This window comes from Sulfitobacter profundi (assembly GCF_042661425.1).
Taxonomy (GTDB): domain Bacteria; phylum Pseudomonadota; class Alphaproteobacteria; order Rhodobacterales; family Rhodobacteraceae; genus Sulfitobacter; species Sulfitobacter profundi.
The window spans coordinates 2,191,289-2,213,197 of sequence record NZ_JBHSWA010000001.1; the positions used below are offsets into that span (position 1 = coordinate 2,191,289).

Here is a 21,909-nt window from a genome sequence, read left to right on the forward strand (position 1 = left end):
TGCGAGGGCTCATGCCTCATGCGATCCAGAACCATGAGCATGTGCCTCAACACCAAGCGCAGACGATGAGGAAATTGCGGCAGCCATTTTTAAGGTAACTACCTTAGGGCCATATTTGGTAATTTCCATCTTGAATGGCTTGTCGCCCTTTTCGTCCTGCAAACACCGGAACTCGCCGTTGATAGCCGCAGAGCCTAGGATGTTCTCGTATTCATACTTTGCACGGATACAGGGTGGATCATTTTCATCATCCACAACAGTCTTACTACTTGCTAGAATTATCGCTCCGCCGTTGGCTTGTGAAAGAGCAGACCGTGCATCATTAGAAACGACTGCGTCTTTCCCCTTCTTGGACCAACTGTCGTAAGACAACGACCGCCACGAGCAATGATGCGGCGCGACTAAAACATCATATGCAAGAACCTCTGGAGTGTCTGAATAGTCAGCCCAGATTTTCTCCCAAATAGCGACTTCGGCGTCACCGCCAAACAAGTATTGGGCAGAGTTGTCTTTGTCGCCGGTCGCAAGCGTAAACTGTGTAATGACGCTGGAGTTGTTCTTACTGAGGATCTCTTCTTCATTTTCATCGTCAGTGACCGGGAGCGGGCCAAGTAGAACGACTTTAAAACTGTCATCCACTTCGCCACAAATGACAGAGAATGTCTCTCCTGTTCTAATCAAAATATCGGTCAAATCATCCGTTTTGCCGTTTGCGTCCTCGCTCAAGATCAAGATTCTGCTCCCGTCTACAATGACTTCACCTCGACGAAACATTTCCACGCGGCGGCGAGCTTCTGTTGCCCAGGCTTTCGCATCAGCGCAAAGCTTGTTGGCACTGCTTGCGCGCTTAAAAACAATGGGGGAAGACCACATCTCACGAATGACAATCTTGTCGTCTTCAGCAGACCAATCGTCGATGTTGCCAAGGTGAAAGTAGTTCGCTAGGCCGGAGCAATGATCCATGTCTGGATGTGTTAACATGAACGCATCTATGAAAAGCCGTCCGTCGCTGTCGCGGTCGAGAGTGTCTCGGAGTTGCGCCCCTACATCCGGCGCATCTCCATTTTCGTCATCAGCGGATGTACTGATATTAATATCAATAAGGATGAAGCGACCGCTGTTAGTCTTGATCAGGTTCATATCGCCATTGGCGACCTTAAAATGAAAAGTCTCTACAGTCATTAAAGTAGCTCCTAAGTTCCGATAAAAACCTGAGTTAATTGCCCCTTAGTCGAATCGGACAATTTCGAATGCCACCCTTAGTTTAGTATATTTTTAACTTCTGCTCAACAACATGTAGTGTTGCGCAATATCACAATGGCGCTCCGAAGTTCATAATGTACCCGGGAGGTGCCGGCGCTTTGGGAAGAGTCGTTTGACTTTGCAGATAATCCTTAGTTTCGAGAAGGTCTCACCGTTTTGCGCGCTGAGTATGCGCTTAGCCGTCATTCTCAATTCTCGGGAGAAACCAAGTTAGCAGCCCCGCCAGAGGGAGCACTGAACAAAGTCGATATAGCGTTTCAACGCCATAGTTGTCGGCTAAACCACCAAGAAGTGCCGCAGCAACACCTGCTAATCCGAAGTTCAGTCCATAAAACAGGCCGCCAATGAGGCCAATTCGGTTCGGGAGTAGGTCCATCGCATAAATTAAGATAGAGGCAAACGCACTGGCCATTATAATGTTAATCATGATGGTCAGTGCGCCTGTCCAAAACAAATCAACGTAAGGCAAAATTAGCGTCAGAGGCAAAGGGCCCAAGATTGAAATCCAGATGATACGGTGTCGTCCGATGCGGTCTCCGAGGATCCCGCCGATCAAGACCCCGGCTGCCGCCGCGAAAAGAAAAACGAACAGCATCATTTGCGAAGCAGGGATGGACAAGTCGAACTTCTCGATCAGATAGAAAGTGTAGAAAGATCGAAAACTTTCACCGTAGAGGTTCTTGGTAAACATTAGGCTAGTGAGGACAAAAAGGCCGATCCCGATGGTCCTTCGTGTTGGTTGCGGACGCAGGCTGTCGCGCTGACGATTTGCTCTCATCGTCGCAAAGGTTATACTTATTTGGCTTTGTTTGCCCCCAATCCATGTCAATAGTCCCATTGCAACTAAGGCCGAAACCGCGAACCAAGCAAGGCTCGTCTGCCCCCAAGGAACGATAATTAGGGCGGCGAAAACTGGGCCGAGCGCGCCGCCGGTTTGGCCTCCCACCTGGAAGATGCCCTGCGCGAACCCTTGGCGATTTCCTGCGGCATAGCGGGCGGTCCGCGTTGCTTCAGGGTGGAAGATTGAGGATCCTACTCCAATCAGCGCGACCGACATTAGGATGGTTAAGTAGCTTTGCGCAAATGCGAGGCTAACTAGACCGACTAAAGTAAACATCATACCTGCGACCGGCGAATATGGAGCGGGGCGCCGGTCAGTCGCCATGCCGACCACTGGCTGTAGTAACGCGCCAGCTAGCTGGAAGGTAAGTGTGATCATACCGATCTGAGTGAAATCCAGTCCATATGCGGCCTTCAAGATCGGGTAGACGGCTGGGATCAACGACTGCATTAAATCGTTCAGCAGATGGGTAAGGCCGAGAGCTGCCAGCACAGCCAAATATGTTCCGGAACGATGTGCTGTAGTGGCCATAGAGATATAACTTTCAAATTTTTACTTCAGAAAATCGCGGATTAAAGAGTTCGGCGCAGGATGCCTCGTCCAGCGGTTGCCAGCAAGGTCATAGCGTCGCACTAGTATTCTGCACCTAACATAAGATACCCGATGGAAGCAGGGTGGTGGACACCACGCTACCGTCCCTGAGCGAAGTTGTCAGAAGTCGGCTAGGAGCCCTTACTGACCGCGCCGAGCTTGAAGCTTGTCGAAGTAGCAACATCGCAAGTTGTGCAGAGGACGGCCTAGAGCGGCCATCCAGCTTATGATCGCAATGCTGCGGTGCGGCCCGTAATTGCGGACATTCTATGCAGCCACAAAATCAGATGAAATGAGAATTCACACAATGCGGACAAAGGTTGCATGCGCGACGTTGCCCGTAAGCCCCGCAGGTCGCATCAACGCAGGCGTTGCGTGGGTTGCTGAGCGAAGAGGCCACCTACAATGCGCTGGACGCACAGTTGAAGGAGAACTTGAGCTTAGTGAAGGCCGCCGAAGAGAGGGCAGAGACAGAGACAGAGGAGCAGGAGGTCGAGATGGATCGGGAGATGACGCATGGGTTGTAATGACTGATTGCGTACGCTTACAAATATTTGATTGATAGCTCATCCTCAATGCCCAACTCTGAAAGGGCCAATTTAATGCGATCAAACTTATTCGTACTATCAATATTTCCTTCAACATAATAGCGATCGCTGATCTGCAATGCTTGCCGAAGAACTTTGCTATCATCAGTCAGCTGGATTCGCTCGCCAAGACTTGTTCCGTAAAACGCGTCTGGCTGTAGATCAATAAGCTGTCTAAACACTTCAACGTACAATTTGGCCACTTGGGACAAGACAAGTTTACTTCCAAAGAAGACGGCGTATTCTAGTTTCTTAAATTTTGGTTCTTCCGCGTCAAATATGTTGACCTCTTCCAAAACACCGTCAGAAATCATGTCCACAACTGGCTCGGGCCAAATCTCTAAAAATCTGGTTGAAATAGCCTTTGCGCGCTCCTCAACTTTCGAAACGCCCCAGTTTGCACAGTCCTTTAGATCACGGTTTAGCCATAAGCGGCTAAATCTATACCCTTCTTCACCCCCATCAATGTTCATTTCCCTTTTTGCCTCAAAGCTTTTGTTTCCAAGCTTGCCATTATTACCTGACAGGGTAAGGTTCCCAACGGTGTTGAGGTACTTTTCCGCAAGAGCTGAATACTCTTCAGAGTCTAGTGAACGTTTCCAAATAGCATCAGGGTTTTGAGGAAAAATGTGCTCAATTGTGATATCAGATGAGCTGACGTCTACGTGTTCTTTGTTCTTGTGGTTTTCAATCTTATCAAAAAAGTAAGCTCTGGTTTTTGCCTTTGTGTTATACATATCTTTGTCTTTAAAGGATGATATAACCTCAGCATCGCGAGGAAAGCGTTGGCTTCCTGTCTTCTGCATTATGGCCCGTTCTATTGAGCTCAAGTATTCCTCTGGATTGACACGTTCATAAAGTGTCATAAATATTTTATTTAGAGCATTTGTTGGTAGGCCCATCACAAAACGGCGCCAGACAAATGCTTGTGTTATTTCCAAAACAGCAATGAAAGTAGGTTTGTCAATTATCCCTTCGACAAAATCTTGATACACTTTCATAAGAAACGGGTATGCAACGTTAATCTCTAGCGCATTGATGTGCATCAGGCTGCTCTTAATGTCGTCATCCAACTCCTTTGATGGATTAAGTAGCTTATTGTAGACTTCTGAGAGCGTTCGTAACTCTTCGAGGGCAGATTTGAGGTCCCCTGAATTTGGTTCTGGGAAACGATCCTTAAATTTATCATAAACTGCCGACTTATTCGGGATGACTTTGGTCTTCATCGTCAGATAATCGCGAATGAAGTCCGACACCTTGCTTTCATTTGTTGTTTGGTTTTTTGCATTTGTCTCAATTGGCTCCCAGTACGACCGAAAGAGCTTCTCTTGAGCTACACGCGGCAAGCCCATTAGGATATAGTTTCGGATCAAATCGGCCTGAGAAAGTTCCAGACCCGTAGAGTTCAAGCTTTCAAAAATTCGTTGTGGGTTATCCTTTTGTCTATCCAAAGCAATATCCACGAATATTAGCTTTGCCATTCCACGCAGAATTACATCGAGGTTCTCTGCGGAAATAAGTCCCTGAAAAAGACGAAAATTCTCCACTAGCCTTGAGAAACCGGGGACTTTTGTCGATTCATCGGGATCTAATATTTGCGCGAGAGCAAGCTTGTTGTTGTCAGTTGGCTTTAGTTTTAACTTCTCCGTCTCGCTAGAGAACTCATTGATCAAGTAGGTCTTAAATATTCTTTGAGCGAGCGCGTCATTGCCATCCGCCAAGGCGAAACGATAGATTGCAACATAGAGAAGAGTTAGTGTTGTAAGGCGCTGTTGTCCGTCAATCACGGTAAGTTCTGTTAAGCCTGAAGCAGCATAAACATCATCGTGTACATAAACTATACTCCCAATGAAGTGAGCTCCTTGGTCGTCGTTGCGTCCAACCTCTAAGATGTCCCGAAATAGCTGCTGGCATTGAACTTTTGTCCAGTCATAATTCCTCTGATAGACTGGTATGGCAAAGGTTGTTTCGTTGGAAGCCATGAACTTATCAACACGGGTTTCATTTGCTTTCACTGGTATTCACCTTTGTTGCTTAGCTTGCGATGATTAAATATCTTCAACATACGCACCAGACTATACAGCACAACTAGCAGCGGACAAACGCCAGCGCCACACCTGGCTAGTGTTCTGCACCTGACGCAAGTTTCCCAGTCTGCCTCTGGTGCGCTTGGTCGTTTGAACGAATGTCCAAGCGTCGGCTATGCGCAGAGAGCCGACGTTGCATTTCCTTTTCCTCGGGGGTTGACCTTTGAGGAGGGCGTAGTCGACCCGAAGCCGCGCATAGATGGCTAAGGCGTATTGAGCGAAAGAAAGTTGAATATTACACGTTCTGATGGCGATCGAGGAAGATCCATGTTGTTGTTAGGTAAGTAAGCACAACCTTTAACAAGAAATAAGACAGTCACAGCCTTGCTCCGGCATTCGTGGACTGGGTAATCTTCTTAAGATGAATGAATTGATTGAGGCGCAAATAGATGATTATCCGCAGTGCATTGCAGTGTGAAACCTGTGAGGCTATTTTCACTGTTCGCATTGGCATGGGTCAAGGTATCCGGCAAGAACACACCGTGAACTGTCGTAAATGTCAGGAGCCAATGTCGTTCGGCATGACAGTTAATTATTCAGAGTTGTCGACAAACGTTTTCACCATTGATGGGTGCTCCGTGGTCGAAGTCCCGGCCCACGGGACTGGTCCTGTAGTCAACGTGGATGCCAATTTTGTGGTTCCGGAGGGCATGACCGACCAAGATGTGTCCTTTCACAGGCTCACACAGATGCGGGAAATGATCAAAGCCGCTGAGGGGTTCGGGCCACTACCTACTCAGAAGTTTGATCCATACGCTCCCCGTCGTCCAACTGCGGATCATTTGTCAGAATGGAAGAATCTCAAGAAAGCCGTATCACTCGCGTCCAACGGAAGGACGAAACTTGCAAACAAAAAGGTGGCCGAAGGCACTGCCGAGTATTATGCAGACGATCCACTTTCAGGGCCGACCGATTGGTTCTTCCGGTTTACCTACAAGTTCATGGGGCGAAAGCACGGTGTCCACTTGAAATCGATGATGGACGAATTTCGTTCCATCGCCGCGACACACGATTGCAGCGACCTTCTGAATCACTATGCCGAGTCGATGGTAAAAGATAGATTCACTCTTTACCGTGAGGTCTACACCGATTTCTTCTCCAAACACGCTCAGTTTGCCCAGGTGTCATTCCAGGCTGGTCTGGGCATAGCTCCTTCTGATGACATGGTAGCGACATCAGTTCAGTTTGATCAGGTGAAATCGTTCTACGGTGACGCCTATGAAGTGTTCGCGGGCAGTGTGGACTTCCTTGCTATGCTGAACAACGTCAAACATGGTCGTGCTTTCGACGAGTTCGAAACGCTTACGATGGACAAGTATCAAAAGCTTGATAACTCAAGTAAGTTCAATCCTTTTGGGATGAACGCCGTGTTTATGGCTCTATGTTCAGAGAAGGATAACCAGCTGCGGAACGCATCTCACCATAAAGGGATCAGGATAGACGCAGATGGCAAAACCTTGAGATATCGAGCGGGCAAAGGTGGGACCGGACCCGAACAAGAATTGACCTATGCCAGCTACCTATATCGGTCGGTCACGCTGTTTCTTCAGATATCAGTTCTGGTCGCAGTTGAGTTGACTATATGCTCGGCTAACAAGATCGAACTGCCGCTCGATTGAGTGCAGTACTGATAGCATAAGAATAAAAGTTCCGGTCAGGGAAGAACGTCTGCTTCGGGCTGACTGCCGTCATTTGATGTTTTCGCTCGGGACACTTGTCTCCTGACCGCAGGCCTGCTTTTACACGGCTATGTTATGTTAGGAGCAGAGCACTGGGCGATTTCTGAGGCGTGCTCAAAGGTTGTATCAGGGCATTATAACAGTTCCCGCCAAAGATGGGCTGAAGGACAGTCTGATTGGTAACTAAACTTGAAAGTCTGGAGAGCGGCAATCTTGCCACCTACCATTCTGGAGGTCTCCCGGGAAATACGAAGCCAACCCGAAAGCCGAAGGGCCGACAGAATTTCGTGAGCGTCTCTAATGTTGGGTTCCCCTTACCACTCTCAAGCTCGATGACCTGCTTCCGCGTTAGACCAAAATGGTAAGCGAAGTCTGCTTGGGTCATGCCGATTGCGTTGCGCATCTCTTTGAAAGCAGCCGGGAGCATTAGCTCTCCTTCGCAGGCCCTCCGATGAAGCTCTTTGCGGCGGGCACGTATGACGTCCTTTGAGATCGTTCTCTTAGGCGGCATCTAACTATCTCCAATGTGTCTTCTATGGGTCCACTATAGCGACGTGAGGGCACATGATGTATCTTCATAGCGCCCTTTCGACGTGCGGCAGGACAGCCAAAAAGAAGGATTGCACGTCATCAAATCGACCTTCAGGTTTCGCAGCATCAAAATCAGTTTCCAGCTAAGACGGGCGGACAGTCGTACGGATCAGGACGATCTATGTTTTCGATGAAGCTCGTCACCGAACCATGCCCTGCCCCATGGACACCGGGAAATAGGATCATAAACTCACCACTTGCGACGGTACCTTTGGGTCTGGGGCGGCTCTGCGTCGCGAGATCGACTATCAGAAGAAATTCTCCGGCGCAGATAAATACGAGGTCCCGGATGTTTTCTGGGTTGTTTAAGACATTCCATGTCAGCACGCTATCTCGGCTTCGAGATATTGGCGGACGAGGATGATTGTCGGCAGTCCGCCCGCAATCATCACCTTGATTGCCGGTTGACCTGCAAAAAGCGGAGCGCCGTTCGGGTGTTGGATCCAATCATAGCACCATGGATCTGCGAAGATCGTACGAAGGGCTGCATGGATCCCCATCAGTGCGCCCGCTCGGAGTATCTGGTCCTCAGTTAGCGCCACGCAGTGTCCAGCCCGGATCCTACACCACATTTTATAGGTGACGCTGAGAAGCTCGAAGGACTGCTGCTCTGTGAGCTCCCAGCGAGCAAAAAGATTAGGAATGGCGCGCAGAATTGTCTGTTGTTCATCAGATCTCATATAATTTGCCTCCCTCACCTCAGGTCCTCAAGACCCTCCCAAAGGCCTAGCACCGCCCTCTCTCGACTGGCATGGCCGCCGAAGTTCGTATTCGACCGCCTGCAACCAAGCCAATCAAAGTTCGTTACAGAAATTGGCGTTCACTTCCCCGTGATACTGCAATACCCGCCGACCGGTCCTCCGTCGCCGTCGTTTTCCTCGTCCCTCCAAGTCTCTTGCAATGGCGTGCTAGCGTAAATGTAGAAGGGATCTTCGGTGACGTGACCCCATTCCCTCAAAAGATATGCAAAGAACGGTAGAGTATTTGGCTCTTCTGGCTCCAAAATGTTCGCTAGCCCGCGTCGAGCTCGGCTCGTCAAATGAACCGTCCGGCCGGAGCGGGCGGGGTTTTTCGACGACCCAGGGACGATAAGCCCCTTCTGCAAGGCTATAGCTCCCTGTCGTCTTGACAACCTGCCAAACCAGATAAGGTGAAAAGGTAGAAGGACGCTTGGGCGCGTGCTTTGCCGCGTCAGAAAAATAACTGGTTCGCTCACGAATCACTCCCATTTTGGGAGCATCTTGTGACTGAGCTAAGGGTGTTTGTCGAGAAGTTTTGGAGCAAACAAGTTGGCAGGCGCAGTTCACACAGATGCATATCGGTTGCTACGGCAAGAACTGACCAGATTGCGTATGGCGGCAGGAATGTCGCAAGCCCGACTTGCGGAAGTTCTTGGCAAACCAGCATCTTATGTCGCGAAGTATGAACTTGGCGAGCGGCGGCTTGATGCAGTCGAGCTTTGCGTTATCCTGAGAATAATCAGCGCTGATCCTAGACTATTCTTTGCGAAACTATTTGAAGCATCACCAGATAGACTGTGAGATCATAAAAGCTCTTGTTGCTATCGGACCCCAACGACCGGTCAGTCATCTTTTAAGAGATTTTTCGGGCGCCGATTTCGCAAAGAGCAGCATTAATAAACGCTGATCTTGGGACCAGAATGACCGCTTTCAAGCCTCTGACAAAATGCCGTCGCAGGTGCCCGAACTTACACTTTGCGCCCTGACTGAAGACTGCCGCTAACGGCCCTAAGCTGCCGTTGACATTGCGCATTTTGAGTGTCCGGTTTCGTCATAGGGTCTGGTTGCTGAAACCGAAAGTGAATACTCTTGGTAATCAGATTGAGTGTTGTTTTCGTGAAGGCAAGGTTTGTTGGTCAGGCAACCCGATTTCTCGACCGTGACGATAAAACGCAATTAGGAAGGAAAGAGACTTTGGCTAATATGTTTGACTGGAACGCACTTGATCAAAAGGTATGTGCAACAATCGCAGAATATGAGGAACTTGATAGAACGAAGTCTCTCTCTGTGGTGGCGATTTCAGAAACTATGGAAATCGACATAGATGAAGCCGTCGACGCGATCACCGATGGCGGTAACGATCGAGGTGTTGATGCCCTTTTCATTGATGATCGCGATGGCAAAAATGATATTCATATCTTCCAGACGAAGTGTGTCGGAGATTTCTCTAAGTCAAAGAATAATTTTCCAAGCTCTGAAATTGATAAGTTAGCGTCTTTTCTTGTTGATCTCACTGGACACGACAACGATGCACTTGCTAGCACGAACAGCCTGCTGAAGGCGAAAATCTCGGATGCTTTAGAAGTTTTGAAAGAAGCAAACGCAACGATTACAGTCCACTTTGTTGGCAACACAGCACCTCTTATCGACACTGAATTGAAGAGGGTTCGGACCGCGTTCTCAAGATATAAAGCAATCGAATTCAGAATGCATGATCTGGATGCGCTGTCTGATTTCTTTCTTGAAAAAGAGTCCCGGCTTTAGTGCGGGAAATCACGGCGATCGACACAAATTTTTTCGATCGAACGGATCAGAATTTGCGAGGTGTGGTTTGCTCAGTTGCAGCGTTGGACATTGTAGACGCCATCAAATCGGAAGACGACCCAGAACAGGTTGAGGCAGGCATCTTCGATCAAAATGTTCGCATCTATTTAAAGCGACGAAATCGTATTAACCGAAGGATAATTGAATCTGCATTATCTGACGATAATCACATGTTTTGGTATCAAAACAATGGTATTACTATGACCTGTGATAAAGTGGAAATCGGTCCATCACGGAGGGCGCCCAAAATCAAGCTAACCAACGTTCAGATTGTGAACGGTGGGCAGACTTCAAACTGCCTGTTTGAAGCTGCAAAGGAGGATCGGAGCAAAATCGAAGATGTGATCCTGCTTGTTCGAGTTATTGAAACTTCATCCGAAGAAGTAAAAATGTCCATCGCCGAAACGACAAACAGCCAGACGCCGATAAACGTTCGTGACTTACGTTCCAATGATCGGCAACAGAGGCAACTGGAGGAGGTGTTCGCTGATCTCGGCTACTACTATGAAAGGAAAGCTGGGCAGCACGCTGACAAACCATCTTCCAAACGCGTCGATGCATTGACGGCGGGGCAAGCATACCTTGCCTATGGCATTGGCCTTCCAGAAACAGCCAAAAAGGATCGAGGACGGGTTTTTGGAGACCTTTATGACACTGTTTTTGCTGAAGACCTCACAGCAATTAAACTTCTCACGTCATTTAAGCTGGCTCAGGTCCTTAGCGAAAAAAAGAAAGAGGTTCGAAAGAAGATCAGAGACGGTTTGACGCTTGCAATCGGTGAAATGTCATTGATTGACGGATCGTTTCACACATTGTTTGCAATTAGACAAATCTGCAATCGGGATGAAATTGACATGTGGGACTTTGATCTTGCTGATGCAAAGGTCAGCGAAGCTATTGATGTGGTTTCAAAGCTCTATAATAATGCTCAATTGGCGGACGACAACTTTTCATCAAACCGATACTTTAAGGACGCAAGGACCAAGGATGAGGTCACCAAGGCAGTTGGTTGATTATCCACTCACCAGCCATTCGCGTCTAGTGCCGCAAAAGACAACTTCCCAAAAGCAGACTTTTCGCGCCATTTTCTCGGGAGATGGTCATGTCGAGCGCAAGAGCGTATTCCAAATCCTAAATGGAATTAACTGAATCTGGACTTATGGCGAATTTCCGCCTTTTCTGATTGGTCAGCACACAAAACAAATGCCTTTGCGAGGGTGCCTTTAGAGAAAATAGATCCTATATACTCATATGAGAACAAAGAAGCAGTTGAATGCGTGTATATCCGACCGTCATGAGAAACTATCGGGTAATTAAGTCGACGAGTGTGCTTTCGAACAAATTCAATATTAAAAGAGGCTGTGAAAGAAGATATTTCGTCTTCAACCGCGCTCAGGTCGGCAATATTGCAGGACCATTCATTGCCTATGTCTGGTCGGCTGGAGGGCTCCCAATACTCGTAGATACTCCATATTCTCGGTCCAAATACCGATATACATTGAAGTATTCCCTGCATGCTCGAAATGTTCGCTGGATTTAAGAACGTATTAAATTTGAGTGGAACATCATTGCTTGATAACAAAGCTGCGAAGTTTGTGACTGCCTCAAAATTCCGCCTGTCGCCTCGGACCGAGGCGTGAACGGTCGAATTAGCGCCGTCAATGGGAAGTCCGACCAAGTCAACAAATTTCGATATCCACGACAATGAACGTTCTTTTCTGTGGAACCCGACCGCGTTTGTGTCCAGATGAACGAATGCTCCTCCTGACTTCGCAATACTCGCTAATTGTTCGACAAAACTATAGCTTGATGGATCGCCTCCACCAAATGTGATGTAGTCGACGCCATAGTTCAAAAGCTCTTCCGTCACTTTCACGCAAACTGAAGGTTCGGGTGCTGCTCCACCAAAGGAAATATAGCACCAAGGGCATTTAAGAGAGCAGCGATGCTCAAAATTGAAAACGGCCCTCACTCGCGCGTCTCTTGCGCAATAGGATGCTCACGTTTTTTACTTTCCATCCAGCTATCGAGAGTAATCGAGTTCCCCCAAAGTGTCTCAAAATGTTTGTTGAGCATCTCAAAGTGGCTAATACCCTCAGTTGGCAACATGGACCTAAACTTCATGCAGAAAAACAGGTTTGAAATCCTTCCTCCATCCATCGCCACATGATACGGGTCAAAATATGCGACTTCATGGGACAAGAAGACTGTACAACTCATTCCAGTGCTAGCGAAACGAACTTGAAAGTCTGGATGCGACTCTGCGGTCCTAATGATGTCCTCGAGGGGCAACTTGCTATCCGCTCCCTCATTTCCGTTATTCAATTTGTTTTTGAAGGCTTTTTCGGAAGAATTCGGGTCAAGAAGAATGATTTTAACAGGTATACCTTTTTCAAGACGCTTCTGAACATACTTCCAGTGACGATTGACACCCCGAGACAAGTAGGATGCACCAGAGTTAGCGGCCAACTTAATGATTTGCGCTTCTTCAATTGTGTCCTGAGTGTCAGAATTTCTGCGACTTTTGTCCACCCGGCGTTGCATGTTGTATGTGTCTTCTAGCCCATATGACATTAGCGAATCGGCGATGCGATCTGAGAGGCGAGAGTGCGCCAGTAGAGCTACTCTGTTGCTGGAGGTGCCGACGACACGAACCACTAAATAGATTGCTATCGCGACGGCCATGACGATTAAGTAAGTTTCCCCCTCGACCTTCTCGTAACTCAGAAGGTAGTTCGCTCCGAAGCTAGCTAGCCCGAATAAAATGACATCTAGTAGCAACATGAGCTGAAATAGTGGACGTCTGCGCATTTTTCTTATCCTCTCAGATGTGGATGCGCACTCACTGAATCGTGGCAACTCGTCTACCTCAAATCACGAGATGGTCTCAATCTCAAGTTGCGTTGATATTAAATTTGGCCCTGACCCCAACTGGGACACACTTCCATTTCAGTTCAGCGTCAATAAATTGATATGCGCTCACCCAGTCGTTCGTACGGTACAATCTGATCCATCTCGGTCAGCGGGTTCTACGCAAAGCTGCCGTTGGTGCGGGACGCAGCGAATTTCCGCTCCCCGCCGATTGTGTTGAAAAACTATTTGCCGCAACTGCAAATTTCTAAAATGTGGGAAGCTGTTCTCTAATGAGCCAGTAGTGCCCCGGGGGTGACGCTAAAATTTCCATAGTTTGGAATTTTGTTTTGCCGAATTCGACTTCAGCGCGCTGTAGGGGGGGTCAACACAATCCGCCCATTCTCCCGGGGGTCTTCGCAATCGCGGCGGAAGCTGAGCGGCCGCAGCGAAAGGCAGGAAGGTCCCGCATAGCTGACCCTCGGACTGTCGTACGAGCAGCTGGGGCGCACATTGGCTGACAGGATATCTTATGTCTGGTGCAGAACACTGGCTTGTTTAGGGAGGGGGAAATCGGATCGCTGGGTATGCCCTCCGGTAGAAAGGTTCGTCAGCAAATGTTGCGGTTTTGACTGAATAGCAGCTTAGCAAACGGCAATCTAGTGCATTGCCGTTTTCTGAGTTGACGTTTATGGGAGGCAATAAAGCGGAATAACAAAAGGAAAACGTGAAAAACTACTGCCAAAGTCACGTTTATGATATACATAATCTGAAGATAGCCGATCCCGCAGATATTGCACCCACGGCGGCGGTGGCCTTTACCATCAACCACATCGCGGCGGTATTCCTGCCAGTCGGGCTCGGCCTGCTTTGGCTCGTCTCGCCTGCGGCGGTATTCTTCCTTGCCGCAGGGATGGCGGCAGTGTCGCTGATGCTGTCACTGTTGATCCCGCGCCACCCGGCACCGGGGCATGAGACGATCTTTCAAACTGCTGTGCCGCAGGCCGCCGAATAGGCCGCGAAACCCAGCATGGCTTGACCCGACACGCGCGCGGCCCTAGGCGAAGCACAACCGCACCGCAGCAAAGGACCGCGCAATGCCCACTTTCACCGCCCTCACTACCCTCACGGGCCGCGACCCCGCCTATGCCTTGGGCGAGGCGATGGAGCGGCTGATCCCCGAGCCCACCGGCGTTGGCGTGTTTGAGGTCGAAGACGGCTCGGGCCTGTGGGAAGTCGGCGGTTATTTCGAAGAAGCACCTGACACGGCCGCTCTGGCCGTTCTGGCCGCCGCAATGAGCGCCAAGGATTTCACCATCTCGGAGTTGCCCGAAACCGACTGGGTCGCCCATGTGCGCCGCGAGTTGGCCCCCGTCGAGGCGGGTCGCTTTTTCGTCTACGGCAGCCATGACGCTGACAAGGTGCCCGAAGGCTGCCAGCCGCTGCTGATCGAGGCCGCCATGGCCTTTGGCACCGGGCACCACGGCACGACGCTGGGCTGTCTGCGCGCGCTGGACCGTCTGGCGAGCGAGGGGTTCCACGGCAAAAACGTGGTCGACATCGGCTGCGGCACCGCCGTGCTGGCCATGGCCGCCGCGCGCATCTGGCCCGAGCCGGTATTGGCCAGTGACATCGATGAGGTCGCGGTCGAAGTGGCGCAGGCGAATGTCGATGCCAACAACCTGTCGGGCCGTGTGGCCTGTGTCGAGGCCGCAGGCTTTGATCATCCCCAATTGGCCGAAGCTGCCCCCTTTGATCTGGTCTTTGCCAATATCCTCAAAGGGCCGCTGGTCGCCTTGGCCCCGGATATGGCCGGGGCGCTGCAACCCGCGGGCTATGCGATTCTCTCGGGCCTTCTGAACGAGCAGGCCGATGAGGTGATCGAGATTTATGCACGATCTGGCATCAATCTGGTGCACCGTGAGAGCATTGGTGACTGGACGACACTAACGTTGCAAACTAACGCATAATTCGCGCCTCATTTTCGTTGCATTTGGCCCTTTTGCCGCTTTGTTGCCACAATTTGCCTATATTCAAATTGGCAGCAAACGGTGGGGGCCGGATTGCTACGGAGGCTGTGATGGCTGAAGGACACGCTCAATTCGCGAAACGGATCGAACTTCTGGGGCGCAAGCATCGGAAGATGGAACGGGGATATGTCACCCGCGTCGGGCGCGACGGGTTGATCTCCGTCTTGCCGAAACGTGCCCGTCGGGGTTTCCCGATGATGGGGTTTTTCCTGATCGTTCTGGTATTTTTCGGCTTCAAAGCCTTCACCCTCGCCGCGATTGGCCCGGTGACCTATAACGAACGCCTGTCGCGGCTCGCCAATGGTTCAAACCTAGAGCAGATCGGCGCCAAGATGATGGCCATCGACCCGCTGACCAAGGCAGTGGCCGGGCTGACTGGCCCGATCATGCGGTGATCTTAAGCCACTGACTTTTGACATGAAAAAGCCGCAGCGGATGCCTTCCGCTGCGGCTTTTTCTTTGGGTAGGTATTGATGCGGGCAGGCGCAGGCTTAGCGCACGAAGTGGTTCTGTGCGACGAGGTCAATGTCACCCCGGATCAAGCCGATGTCCTGCAATTCAAGGTCGGTCAGGTCCGACAGCGCCTTGCGGGTGGCGCGGCTGTCTTGCCAATCTTCGACCGCCGCGAAGAACGCGCCGAAAAAGCCAAGGATACGTGTGACGGCCGGGGTGGAGCCGTAAGCGGTGCGGGTGGTGTCGAAAGCTGCCATGGGGCCGTCCTTTGTTTGATCGTCGGTTGTGTCTGCAGGGGCCGAGGAAAGCGCGCCGTGCAAAACGTGATTTTCGGCAATTATGCCTGAAAAGCGCCCCGCGCAATCCCTCAAAAACGACAGTGAGACTTGCGTTTTTTGCATAGGTCGAAATGACGGCTAACCCACTATCTTTACGGGAAAATTCCGGGCATCCGGATGTCGGTTTTGCAGCATGGAAAGGCGCAATCCGACACCGCGGTTCAAAAGCGACAGGATGCTTGTCGTAAAGCGCCCGCCGAGCATCAGGGCTTTGCGATGTTCGCGTTTCGTGCTAGTGCACCAAAAAAGCAACAATTTTAACGAGGGCAGAGATGATACGGGTGATCGGCATAGATCCGGGGCTGCGCAATCTGGGCTGGGGCGTGATCGACGTGTCGGGCAGCCGAATCGCCCATGTGGCCAATGGCATCTGTCATTCCGAAGGCGACGACCTTGGCGCGCGGCTTTTGTCCTTGCACGGGCAGCTGACGCGCGTGCTGACCATGTGGCAGCCACAGGCGGCGGCGGTTGAACAGACTTTCGTGAACAAAGACGGGGCCGGGACCCTGAAGCTGGGTCAGGCGCGGGGCATCGCGATGCTGGTGCCCGCGCAGTTTGGTTTGACGGTGGGCGAATATGCCCCCAACAAGGTCAAGAAAACCGTGGTCGGCGTGGGCCACGCGGATAAGGGACAGGTGGCGCATATGGTGAAGATGCAGATGCCGGGGATCGAGATTGCAGGCCCGGATGCCGCCGATGCGCTGGCCATCGCGATCTGTCACGCGCATCACGGCGGGGCCAGCACCCTTGCGCAGGCGGTGGCGAGGGCGAGCGCATGATCGGCAAACTCTCGGGCCGCATTGACTACCGTGCCGCCGACCATGTGCTGATCGACGTGCGCGGCGTGGGGTACCTCGTCTATGTCTCTGACCGGACCATGGCCGCGCTGCCCGGTGTGGGCGAAGTCGTGGCGCTTTATACCGATCTGGTGGTGCGCGAAGACCTGATGCAACTCTTTGGCTTTCAAACGCTGGTGGAAAAGGAATGGCACCGGTTGCTGACCTCGGTTCAGGGGTCGGGGCAAAGGCGTCGCTGGCAATCCTCGGAACGCTCGGCCCGGATGGCGTGAGCCGCGCAATCGCGCTTGGCGATTGGAACGCGGTAAAGGCCGCCAAGGGCATTGGCCCCAAAATCGCACAGCGCGTGGTGCTTGATCTCAAGGACAAGGCCCCCGGCGTGATGGCGATGACCGGCACCGTGGCCGACGCTCTGGGAGAGGCGCAGGCCGCCGCCGATGAGACCGTGATCGAAGCCGCGACCCCACGCCCCGCGCCGAAAGCCGCCGCGCCCAATGCTTCGGCCCAGTCCGAGGCGCTTTCGGCGCTTGGCAACCTTGGTTACGGCCCCGGTGATGCGGCGGGCGCCGTGGCGCAGGCGGCGGGCGAGATGCCAGAGGCGGACACGCCGACGCTGATCCGCGCGGCGCTCAAGCTGTTGGCGCCCAAGGGGTGACGCCCCCTCTGGCAGAACCCTCCGCCCTGCGCCATAACGAGGCCCTATGACCGACATTGACCCCACCGTGCGGCCCGAGCCGATGCCCGAAGACTTTGACCGCGCTTTGCGGCCACAGATGCTGGCGGAATTTGTCGGCCAAGCCGAGGCGCGCGCGAACCTTGCCGTCTTCATCCAATCCGCCCGCCAGCGCGGCGAGGCGATGGATCACACGTTGTTTCACGGGCCTCCGGGCCTAGGCAAAACCACACTGGCGCAGATCATGGCGCGGGAGTTGGGTGTGGGCTTTCGCATGACCTCTGGCCCGGTACTGGCCAAGGCGGGCGATTTGGCGGCGATCCTGACCAACCTCGAAGCGCGTGACGTGTTGTTTATCGACGAAATCCACCGGCTGAACCCCGCAGTGGAAGAAGTGCTGTATCCCGCGCTGGAGGATTTCGAGCTTGATCTGGTGATCGGCGAAGGGCCAGCCGCGCGGACCGTGCGGATCGAGTTACAGCCCTTCACGCTGGTCGGAGCCACCACCCGCATGGGCCTGCTGACGACGCCTTTGCGCGACCGTTTCGGCATCCCGACCCGGCTGCAATTCTACACCGAAGACGAGCTTTACATCATCGTCGATCGCAACGCTCGCAAACTGGGTGCGCCCGCCGACGAAGGCGGTGCCCGCGAGATCGCGAAACGCGCCCGCGGCACGCCGCGCATCGCGGGCCGCCTGCTGCGCCGGGTGGTGGATTTCGCGGTGGTTGAGGGCGATGGCCGCGTGACCCGCGATTTGGCCGACATGGCTCTGACGCGGCTTGGGGTCGATCATCTGGGCCTTGATGGCGCTGACCGCCGCTACCTCAAACTGATCGCAGAGAATTATCAGGGCGGCCCGGTGGGGATCGAAACCCTCTCCGCCGCGCTGTCGGAAAGCCGCGATGCGCTGGAGGAGGTGATCGAGCCGTTCCTGTTGCAGCAAGGGCTGATCCAGCGTACCCCGCGCGGCAGAATGTTGGCGGCCAAGGCTTGGCACCATCTCGGCATGGTCGCGCCCAAAGGGCAGAGCGACCTTTTCGGCTGACGCCCCCGGAGCGAAGGTAAAACAGATGACAATGACCGCAGAGCAAATCGAGACCCTTTTCACTCGCCGCGATGGGCAGTTCGCCTTTGCCCGCTGGGGCCGCCCCATTGCGCCGGTGGCCTTTGGGATCGAAGAGGCGGCGCTGCCAGTGGTGAAAGGCGCGCTTGAGGCTGTTGCCAAGCTCGCCGGACACGACATGGTCGAGACCGATCCCGAACTGGGCAGCAATCTGATGATGTTCTTCTTCGCCGATTGGGCAGAGCTTTTGGACGTGCCGGGGATGGACGGGCTGGTGCCCGATCTGGCCCAACAGGTCGAACGCTTGCAGGCCGCTGGGGCCAATCAGTACCGTTTCTTCCGCTTTGAAGAAAACGGCGCGATCAAGGCGGCCTTTGTCTTCCTGCGCATGGACGACAGCTTGCGCGAGATGTCGGCGCAAGTCTTGGCGCTGAGCCAAGCGGTGCAGGTCATCCTGCTCTGGTCCGAGGACGCCTTTGCCGAGCAGTCGCCGCTGGCGCTGGCCGATGAGGCGCTGGTGCTGCGCCCCGAAGTGGCCGACGTGATCCGCGCCGCCTATGATCCGGTGATGCCGCCCGCCGCCAATGACGCAAGCCATGCGCTGCGCCTCGCCGCGCGGGTGCCGTCATGAGCCATACCTTTCCGGTCCGCATTTTCTACGAAGACACCGACATGGCGGGCGTGGTCTATTACGCCAACTACCTGCGCTATATCGAACGGGCGCGCTCGGATATCGTCGAACAGATTGGCCTTGATCAACGCGCCATGCGCGATGAAGGGCTGGTCTTTGTCGTAACGCGGGTAGAGGCGGATTATCTGGGTGCCGCACGCTTTGGCGACCGGTTGGAGGTGCAGACGACCCATCAGGCCGAAGGGCCGGTCCGGTGGGTGTTCGACCAAGACGTTTTGCGCGATGGCAAGGTCATCTTTCGCGCCAAAGTCACCGCCGTTTGCATGACCACAGCGGGTAAACCCACCCGTTTGCCAGCGAAACTCCGCCTGTCGGACGGCGATCCTGCGGCGTGATACCATAATTCTGGCAATCTCGGTTGCAGTCCGTTAGCTTTGCTCCAAATTGAGGCCAGAAAAATACGGCCCGAGAGGCAGAATGCCCCAAAGGGGCGGCAGTAAAAGAGCATAGTTAAATGGAAGCAGAGACGCTGGCATTGGCACAGGGGATGGATTTTTCCCTGTGGGGTCTGTTCGCGAAGGCGACGGTCACGGTCAAACTTGTAATGATCATGCTGATCGGGGCCTCTTTCTGGTCTTGGTCGATCATCGTTCAAAAGACCATCCAGTACCGCAAAGCCCGTGCCGAGGCCGCGCAGTTCGATCAGGCGTTCTGGTCGGGCGAGCCGCTCGACGGGCTCTTTGACACCATCGGCGCTGACCCGGATGGACCCTCGGAAAAGATCTTCGCCGCTGGCATGTCGGAATGGCGCCGGTCGCACCGTGAAGATGGCGCGCTGATCCCCGGTGCCACTGCCCGGATCGACCGCTCCATGGACGTGGCCATCGCCAAAGAGGCAGAGCGTCTGCAAAAGGGGCTGCCGGTGCTGGCGACCGTCGGGTCCACCGCCCCCTTCGTCGGCCTGTTCGGGACGGTTTTCGGCATCATGAACTCGTTCATCGAGATTGCGGCCCAGCAGAACACCAACCTCGCCGTCGTCGCCCCCGGTATTGCCGAGGCGCTTTTGGCGACCGGCATCGGTCTCCTCGCCGCGATCCCGGCGGTTGTGTTCTACAACAAGCTGAGCGCCGACAGTGACCGCATCCTTGGCAACTACGAGGCTTTCTCGGACGAATTCGCCACCATCCTCAGCCGCCAGTTGGACAGCTAAGCCATGGGCGCAGGTGTCATGAAAAAACAAGGCGGCAAGGGGCGGCGTCGCGGACGCGCGCAACCGATGGCCGAGATCAACGTCACGCCTTTCGTCGATGTGATGCTGGTGCTCTTGATCATCTTCATGGTCGCGGCTCCGCTGCTGACTGTGGGCGTGCCGGTGGAATTGCCCAAGACCGCCGCCACGGCCCTGCCATCCGAGCAGGAAGAGCCGCTGACCGTTACGCTCACCGCCGAGGGGGCCGTGCAAATCCAAACCACCGACACACCCCGCGACCAACTGATTACCAAGCTGCGGGCGATTGCCTCTGAACGGGCCAGCGACCGGGTGTTTTTGCGCGCGGATGGCAAAGTGTCTTATGCGCAGGTCATGGAAGTCATGGGCGCGCTCAACGCAGGCGGCTTTTCCAACATCGGTCTGGTGACCGACATCGGCGGCCCGGCGTTGGACGGCAGCGACACGTCGGGTGGCTGAGCGGTGCATACCGGGCATTACATATCAGGTGCCGGGCATCTGGGTCTTATCGGCTGGCTGTTGTTTGGAAGCATCTTCACCTCCGAGCCTGACCCCGTTGAGATGACCGAGGTCTCGGTGATCTCGGCCGCCGAATATGACGCGCTGGTCGCGGCCCAGCAGCCGCCCGCGTCGGCCACCGAAGTGGCCCAGCCCGCGCCGCCTGAGGTAAGCGAACAGACCCCCGAGGTGACGGCGGAGCCGGACACGCAGATCGAACAGCCAGAGCCGGTGCAGACCGAAACCCCGCCCGAAGACCTCCCCCGAGGTGACGGAGCTGGAGTTGCCGCCGCAGACCCAAGTGGATGACACGCCGCCCGAAATGAACGAGCCGGTGGGCGATACCGCCGTGCTGGTGCCCGAAATCGCGCCCGAAGCCCGCCCGCGCGAAGCGCCCCGCGTGGCCCCCGAACCGGTAGAGCAGCCTGACCCCGAACTGCGCCCCGATCTGGACGAGCAGCCCGCCGTCGCGCCGGATGCCGAAGCCGAGGCGGAAACCGTCGTGGAAGAGCCGCAAGAGGCCCGCACGCCTGAGGACAGCACAACCGAGATCGTCACCGAAGCCGACAAGGCGCCGGCGGCGTCTGCGCGTCCGCCGGGCCGCCGCCCGACACCGCCGCCGCCTGTCGAGGTGGCCGAGGCACCGGAAGAACCCGCCGAGACGCCAGCGCCCGCCCCGACGCCCGAACCAACGCCCGAGCCTGAGCCAACCCCGGAGCCCGTTGAGGAACCCACGACCTCCAGCTCGACCGAAGATGCCATCGCGGATGCGCTGAGCGAAGTCTTGGGCCAGCCAGAGACAACCGGGCCCGTGCCAAGCGGCCCGCCGCTGTCATCCGGTGAGCGCGAGTCTCTGCGCGTCGCGGTATCGGCCTGCTGGAACATCGGCGCGCTGTCGACCGAAGCGGCGCGTACCACGGTCGTGGTCGGCATGCAGATGAACACCGACGGCACGCCCGTGGCCAGTTCGATCCGCCTGCTGAGTTCCAGCGGTGGCAGCGACACCGCCGCACGTCAGGCCTTTGAAGCCGCGAAACGCGCGGTCATTCGTTGCGGCAGCAGCGGTTACAAACTGCCGCAGGAAAAATACAGCCAATGGCAAGACATCGAGATGACATTCGACCCAATGAGGAGCCGATAAC

The 21,909-nt window shown here is 53.9% G+C and carries 23 protein-coding genes and 2 pseudogenes; 17 read left to right on the top strand and 8 right to left on the bottom strand.

Going from position 1 to position 21,909, the window contains the following annotated elements; translation table 11 throughout:
• Positions 1–9: 9 nt before the first annotated feature.
• Positions 10–1,182 carry a ComEC/Rec2 family competence protein gene (locus ACFQAU_RS11440; RefSeq protein WP_132444342.1) on the bottom strand — a complete coding sequence of 391 codons (1,173 nt, stop codon included), beginning with the start codon at positions 1,180–1,182 and terminating at the stop codon, positions 10–12.
• A gap of 256 nt (positions 1,183–1,438) precedes the next feature.
• Complete coding sequence (locus ACFQAU_RS11445; protein ID WP_132444343.1) at positions 1,439–2,635, bottom strand: MFS transporter; 1,197 nt, start codon at positions 2,633–2,635, stop codon at positions 1,439–1,441.
• A gap of 431 nt (positions 2,636–3,066) precedes the next feature.
• Here ACFQAU_RS11445 and ACFQAU_RS11450 point away from each other — a divergent pair, with 431 nt between their 5' ends.
• The gene (locus tag ACFQAU_RS11450) at positions 3,067–3,222 is read left to right on the top strand and encodes a hypothetical protein (protein ID WP_386282314.1); all 156 of its coding nucleotides are present in this window, start codon (positions 3,067–3,069) and stop codon (positions 3,220–3,222) included.
• A 17-nt stretch (positions 3,223–3,239) separates the two neighbouring features.
• On the opposite strand, the gene ACFQAU_RS11455 is transcribed toward ACFQAU_RS11450, so the two are convergent.
• The gene (locus tag ACFQAU_RS11455) at positions 3,240–5,297 is read right to left on the bottom strand and encodes a DUF262 domain-containing protein (protein WP_132444344.1); all 2,058 of its coding nucleotides are present in this window, start codon (positions 5,295–5,297) and stop codon (positions 3,240–3,242) included.
• A 461-nt stretch (positions 5,298–5,758) separates the two neighbouring features.
• On the opposite strand from ACFQAU_RS11455, the gene ACFQAU_RS11460 reads away from it, so the two are divergent.
• On the top strand, positions 5,759–6,988 hold the full coding sequence (locus ACFQAU_RS11460) for a hypothetical protein (protein ID WP_132444345.1): 1,230 nt from the start codon (positions 5,759–5,761) through the stop codon (positions 6,986–6,988).
• A gap of 280 nt (positions 6,989–7,268) precedes the next feature.
• Here ACFQAU_RS11460 and ACFQAU_RS11465 read toward each other — a convergent pair whose 3' ends face one another.
• Both ACFQAU_RS11465 and ACFQAU_RS11470 read right to left on the bottom strand, forming a co-directional pair.
• A complete protein-coding gene (locus tag ACFQAU_RS11465; RefSeq protein ID WP_132444346.1) occupies positions 7,269–7,559 on the bottom strand; it encodes a helix-turn-helix domain-containing protein in 291 nt (96 codons plus the stop codon).
• 400 nt (positions 7,560–7,959) lie between these two features.
• Positions 7,960–8,319, bottom strand: a complete 360-nt coding sequence (locus tag ACFQAU_RS11470; RefSeq protein ID WP_132444347.1) for a hypothetical protein — start codon at positions 8,317–8,319, stop codon at positions 7,960–7,962.
• Positions 8,320–8,961: 642 nt separating this feature from the next.
• Between ACFQAU_RS11470 and ACFQAU_RS11475 the strand changes: the two genes are divergently transcribed.
• From ACFQAU_RS11475 to ACFQAU_RS11485, 3 genes are all read left to right on the top strand, one after another.
• Positions 8,962–9,180, top strand: coding sequence for a helix-turn-helix domain-containing protein (locus ACFQAU_RS11475; protein WP_276321495.1), 219 nt, complete (start codon positions 8,962–8,964; stop codon positions 9,178–9,180).
• Between the two features lie 300 nt (positions 9,181–9,480).
• Positions 9,481–10,143, top strand: a complete 663-nt coding sequence (locus ACFQAU_RS11480; RefSeq protein WP_386282321.1) for a hypothetical protein — start codon at positions 9,481–9,483, stop codon at positions 10,141–10,143.
• Positions 10,143–11,216 (top strand): AIPR family protein, encoded by a 1,074-nt coding sequence (locus tag ACFQAU_RS11485; protein ID WP_386282324.1) that lies wholly within the window; start codon positions 10,143–10,145, stop codon positions 11,214–11,216. Before ACFQAU_RS11480 ends, ACFQAU_RS11485 begins: the two co-directional genes overlap by 1 nt.
• Before the next feature lie 128 nt (positions 11,217–11,344).
• Here the strand turns inward: ACFQAU_RS11485 and ACFQAU_RS11490 are convergent, their stop codons facing one another.
• A complete protein-coding gene (locus ACFQAU_RS11490; RefSeq protein ID WP_132444349.1) occupies positions 11,345–12,175 on the bottom strand; it encodes a radical SAM protein in 831 nt (276 codons plus the stop codon).
• Positions 12,172–13,014, bottom strand: coding sequence for a hypothetical protein (locus tag ACFQAU_RS11495; RefSeq protein WP_132444350.1), 843 nt, complete (start codon positions 13,012–13,014; stop codon positions 12,172–12,174). Before ACFQAU_RS11495 ends, ACFQAU_RS11490 begins: the two co-directional genes overlap by 4 nt.
• A gap of 811 nt (positions 13,015–13,825) precedes the next feature.
• Here ACFQAU_RS11495 and ACFQAU_RS11500 point away from each other — a divergent pair.
• From ACFQAU_RS11500 to ACFQAU_RS11510, 3 genes and pseudogenes are all read left to right on the top strand, one after another.
• Positions 13,826–14,068, top strand: a pseudogene (locus tag ACFQAU_RS11500) (MFS transporter); the annotation flags it as partial.
• An 82-nt stretch (positions 14,069–14,150) separates the two neighbouring features.
• Positions 14,151–15,023 carry a 50S ribosomal protein L11 methyltransferase gene (locus tag ACFQAU_RS11505; protein WP_132444351.1) on the top strand — a complete coding sequence of 291 codons (873 nt, stop codon included), beginning with the start codon at positions 14,151–14,153 and terminating at the stop codon, positions 15,021–15,023.
• Between the two features lie 110 nt (positions 15,024–15,133).
• Positions 15,134–15,478: a hypothetical protein gene (locus ACFQAU_RS11510; RefSeq protein WP_067942535.1), complete on the top strand. Its 345-nt coding sequence runs from the start codon at positions 15,134–15,136 to the stop codon at positions 15,476–15,478.
• A gap of 96 nt (positions 15,479–15,574) precedes the next feature.
• On the opposite strand, the gene ACFQAU_RS11515 is transcribed toward ACFQAU_RS11510, so the two are convergent.
• Positions 15,575–15,793 carry a DUF1127 domain-containing protein gene (locus ACFQAU_RS11515; RefSeq protein ID WP_120352269.1) on the bottom strand — a complete coding sequence of 73 codons (219 nt, stop codon included), beginning with the start codon at positions 15,791–15,793 and terminating at the stop codon, positions 15,575–15,577.
• Between the two features lie 353 nt (positions 15,794–16,146).
• On the opposite strand from ACFQAU_RS11515, the gene ruvC reads away from it, so the two are divergent.
• The 9 genes and pseudogenes from ruvC to ACFQAU_RS11560 all read left to right on the top strand — a co-directional run bounded on the left by ruvC (position 16,147) and on the right by ACFQAU_RS11560 (position 21,908).
• Positions 16,147–16,653 carry a crossover junction endodeoxyribonuclease RuvC gene (ruvC, locus tag ACFQAU_RS11520; protein ID WP_067916382.1) on the top strand — a complete coding sequence of 169 codons (507 nt, stop codon included), beginning with the start codon at positions 16,147–16,149 and terminating at the stop codon, positions 16,651–16,653.
• Positions 16,650–17,326: pseudogene (ruvA, locus tag ACFQAU_RS11525) on the top strand (Holliday junction branch migration protein RuvA). Before ruvC ends, ruvA begins: the two are co-directional and overlap by 4 nt.
• Before the next feature lie 46 nt (positions 17,327–17,372).
• Positions 17,373–18,392, top strand: a complete 1,020-nt coding sequence (gene ruvB, locus ACFQAU_RS11530; protein ID WP_132444352.1) for a Holliday junction branch migration DNA helicase RuvB — start codon at positions 17,373–17,375, stop codon at positions 18,390–18,392.
• 31 nt (positions 18,393–18,423) lie between these two features.
• Complete coding sequence (locus ACFQAU_RS11535) at positions 18,424–19,041, top strand: hypothetical protein (RefSeq protein ID WP_132444432.1); 618 nt, start codon at positions 18,424–18,426, stop codon at positions 19,039–19,041.
• Entirely contained in the window at positions 19,038–19,436 is a 399-nt protein-coding gene (locus tag ACFQAU_RS11540) for a YbgC/FadM family acyl-CoA thioesterase (protein ID WP_067626446.1), read from the top strand. The genes ACFQAU_RS11535 and ACFQAU_RS11540 overlap by 4 nt, the downstream gene beginning before the upstream one ends.
• Positions 19,437–19,555: 119 nt before the next feature.
• Positions 19,556–20,251, top strand: coding sequence for a protein TolQ (gene tolQ / locus ACFQAU_RS11545; RefSeq protein WP_120351653.1), 696 nt, complete (start codon positions 19,556–19,558; stop codon positions 20,249–20,251).
• Between the two features lie 3 nt (positions 20,252–20,254).
• The gene (tolR, locus tag ACFQAU_RS11550; protein ID WP_067626442.1) at positions 20,255–20,728 is read left to right on the top strand and encodes a protein TolR; all 474 of its coding nucleotides are present in this window, start codon (positions 20,255–20,257) and stop codon (positions 20,726–20,728) included.
• Positions 20,729–20,788: 60 nt separating this feature from the next.
• Complete coding sequence (locus ACFQAU_RS11555) at positions 20,789–21,076, top strand: hypothetical protein (RefSeq protein WP_386282339.1); 288 nt, start codon at positions 20,789–20,791, stop codon at positions 21,074–21,076.
• Complete coding sequence (locus ACFQAU_RS11560) at positions 21,051–21,908, top strand: energy transducer TonB (protein WP_386282346.1); 858 nt, start codon at positions 21,051–21,053, stop codon at positions 21,906–21,908. Before ACFQAU_RS11555 ends, ACFQAU_RS11560 begins: the two co-directional genes overlap by 26 nt.
• Position 21,909 lies beyond the last annotated feature (1 nt).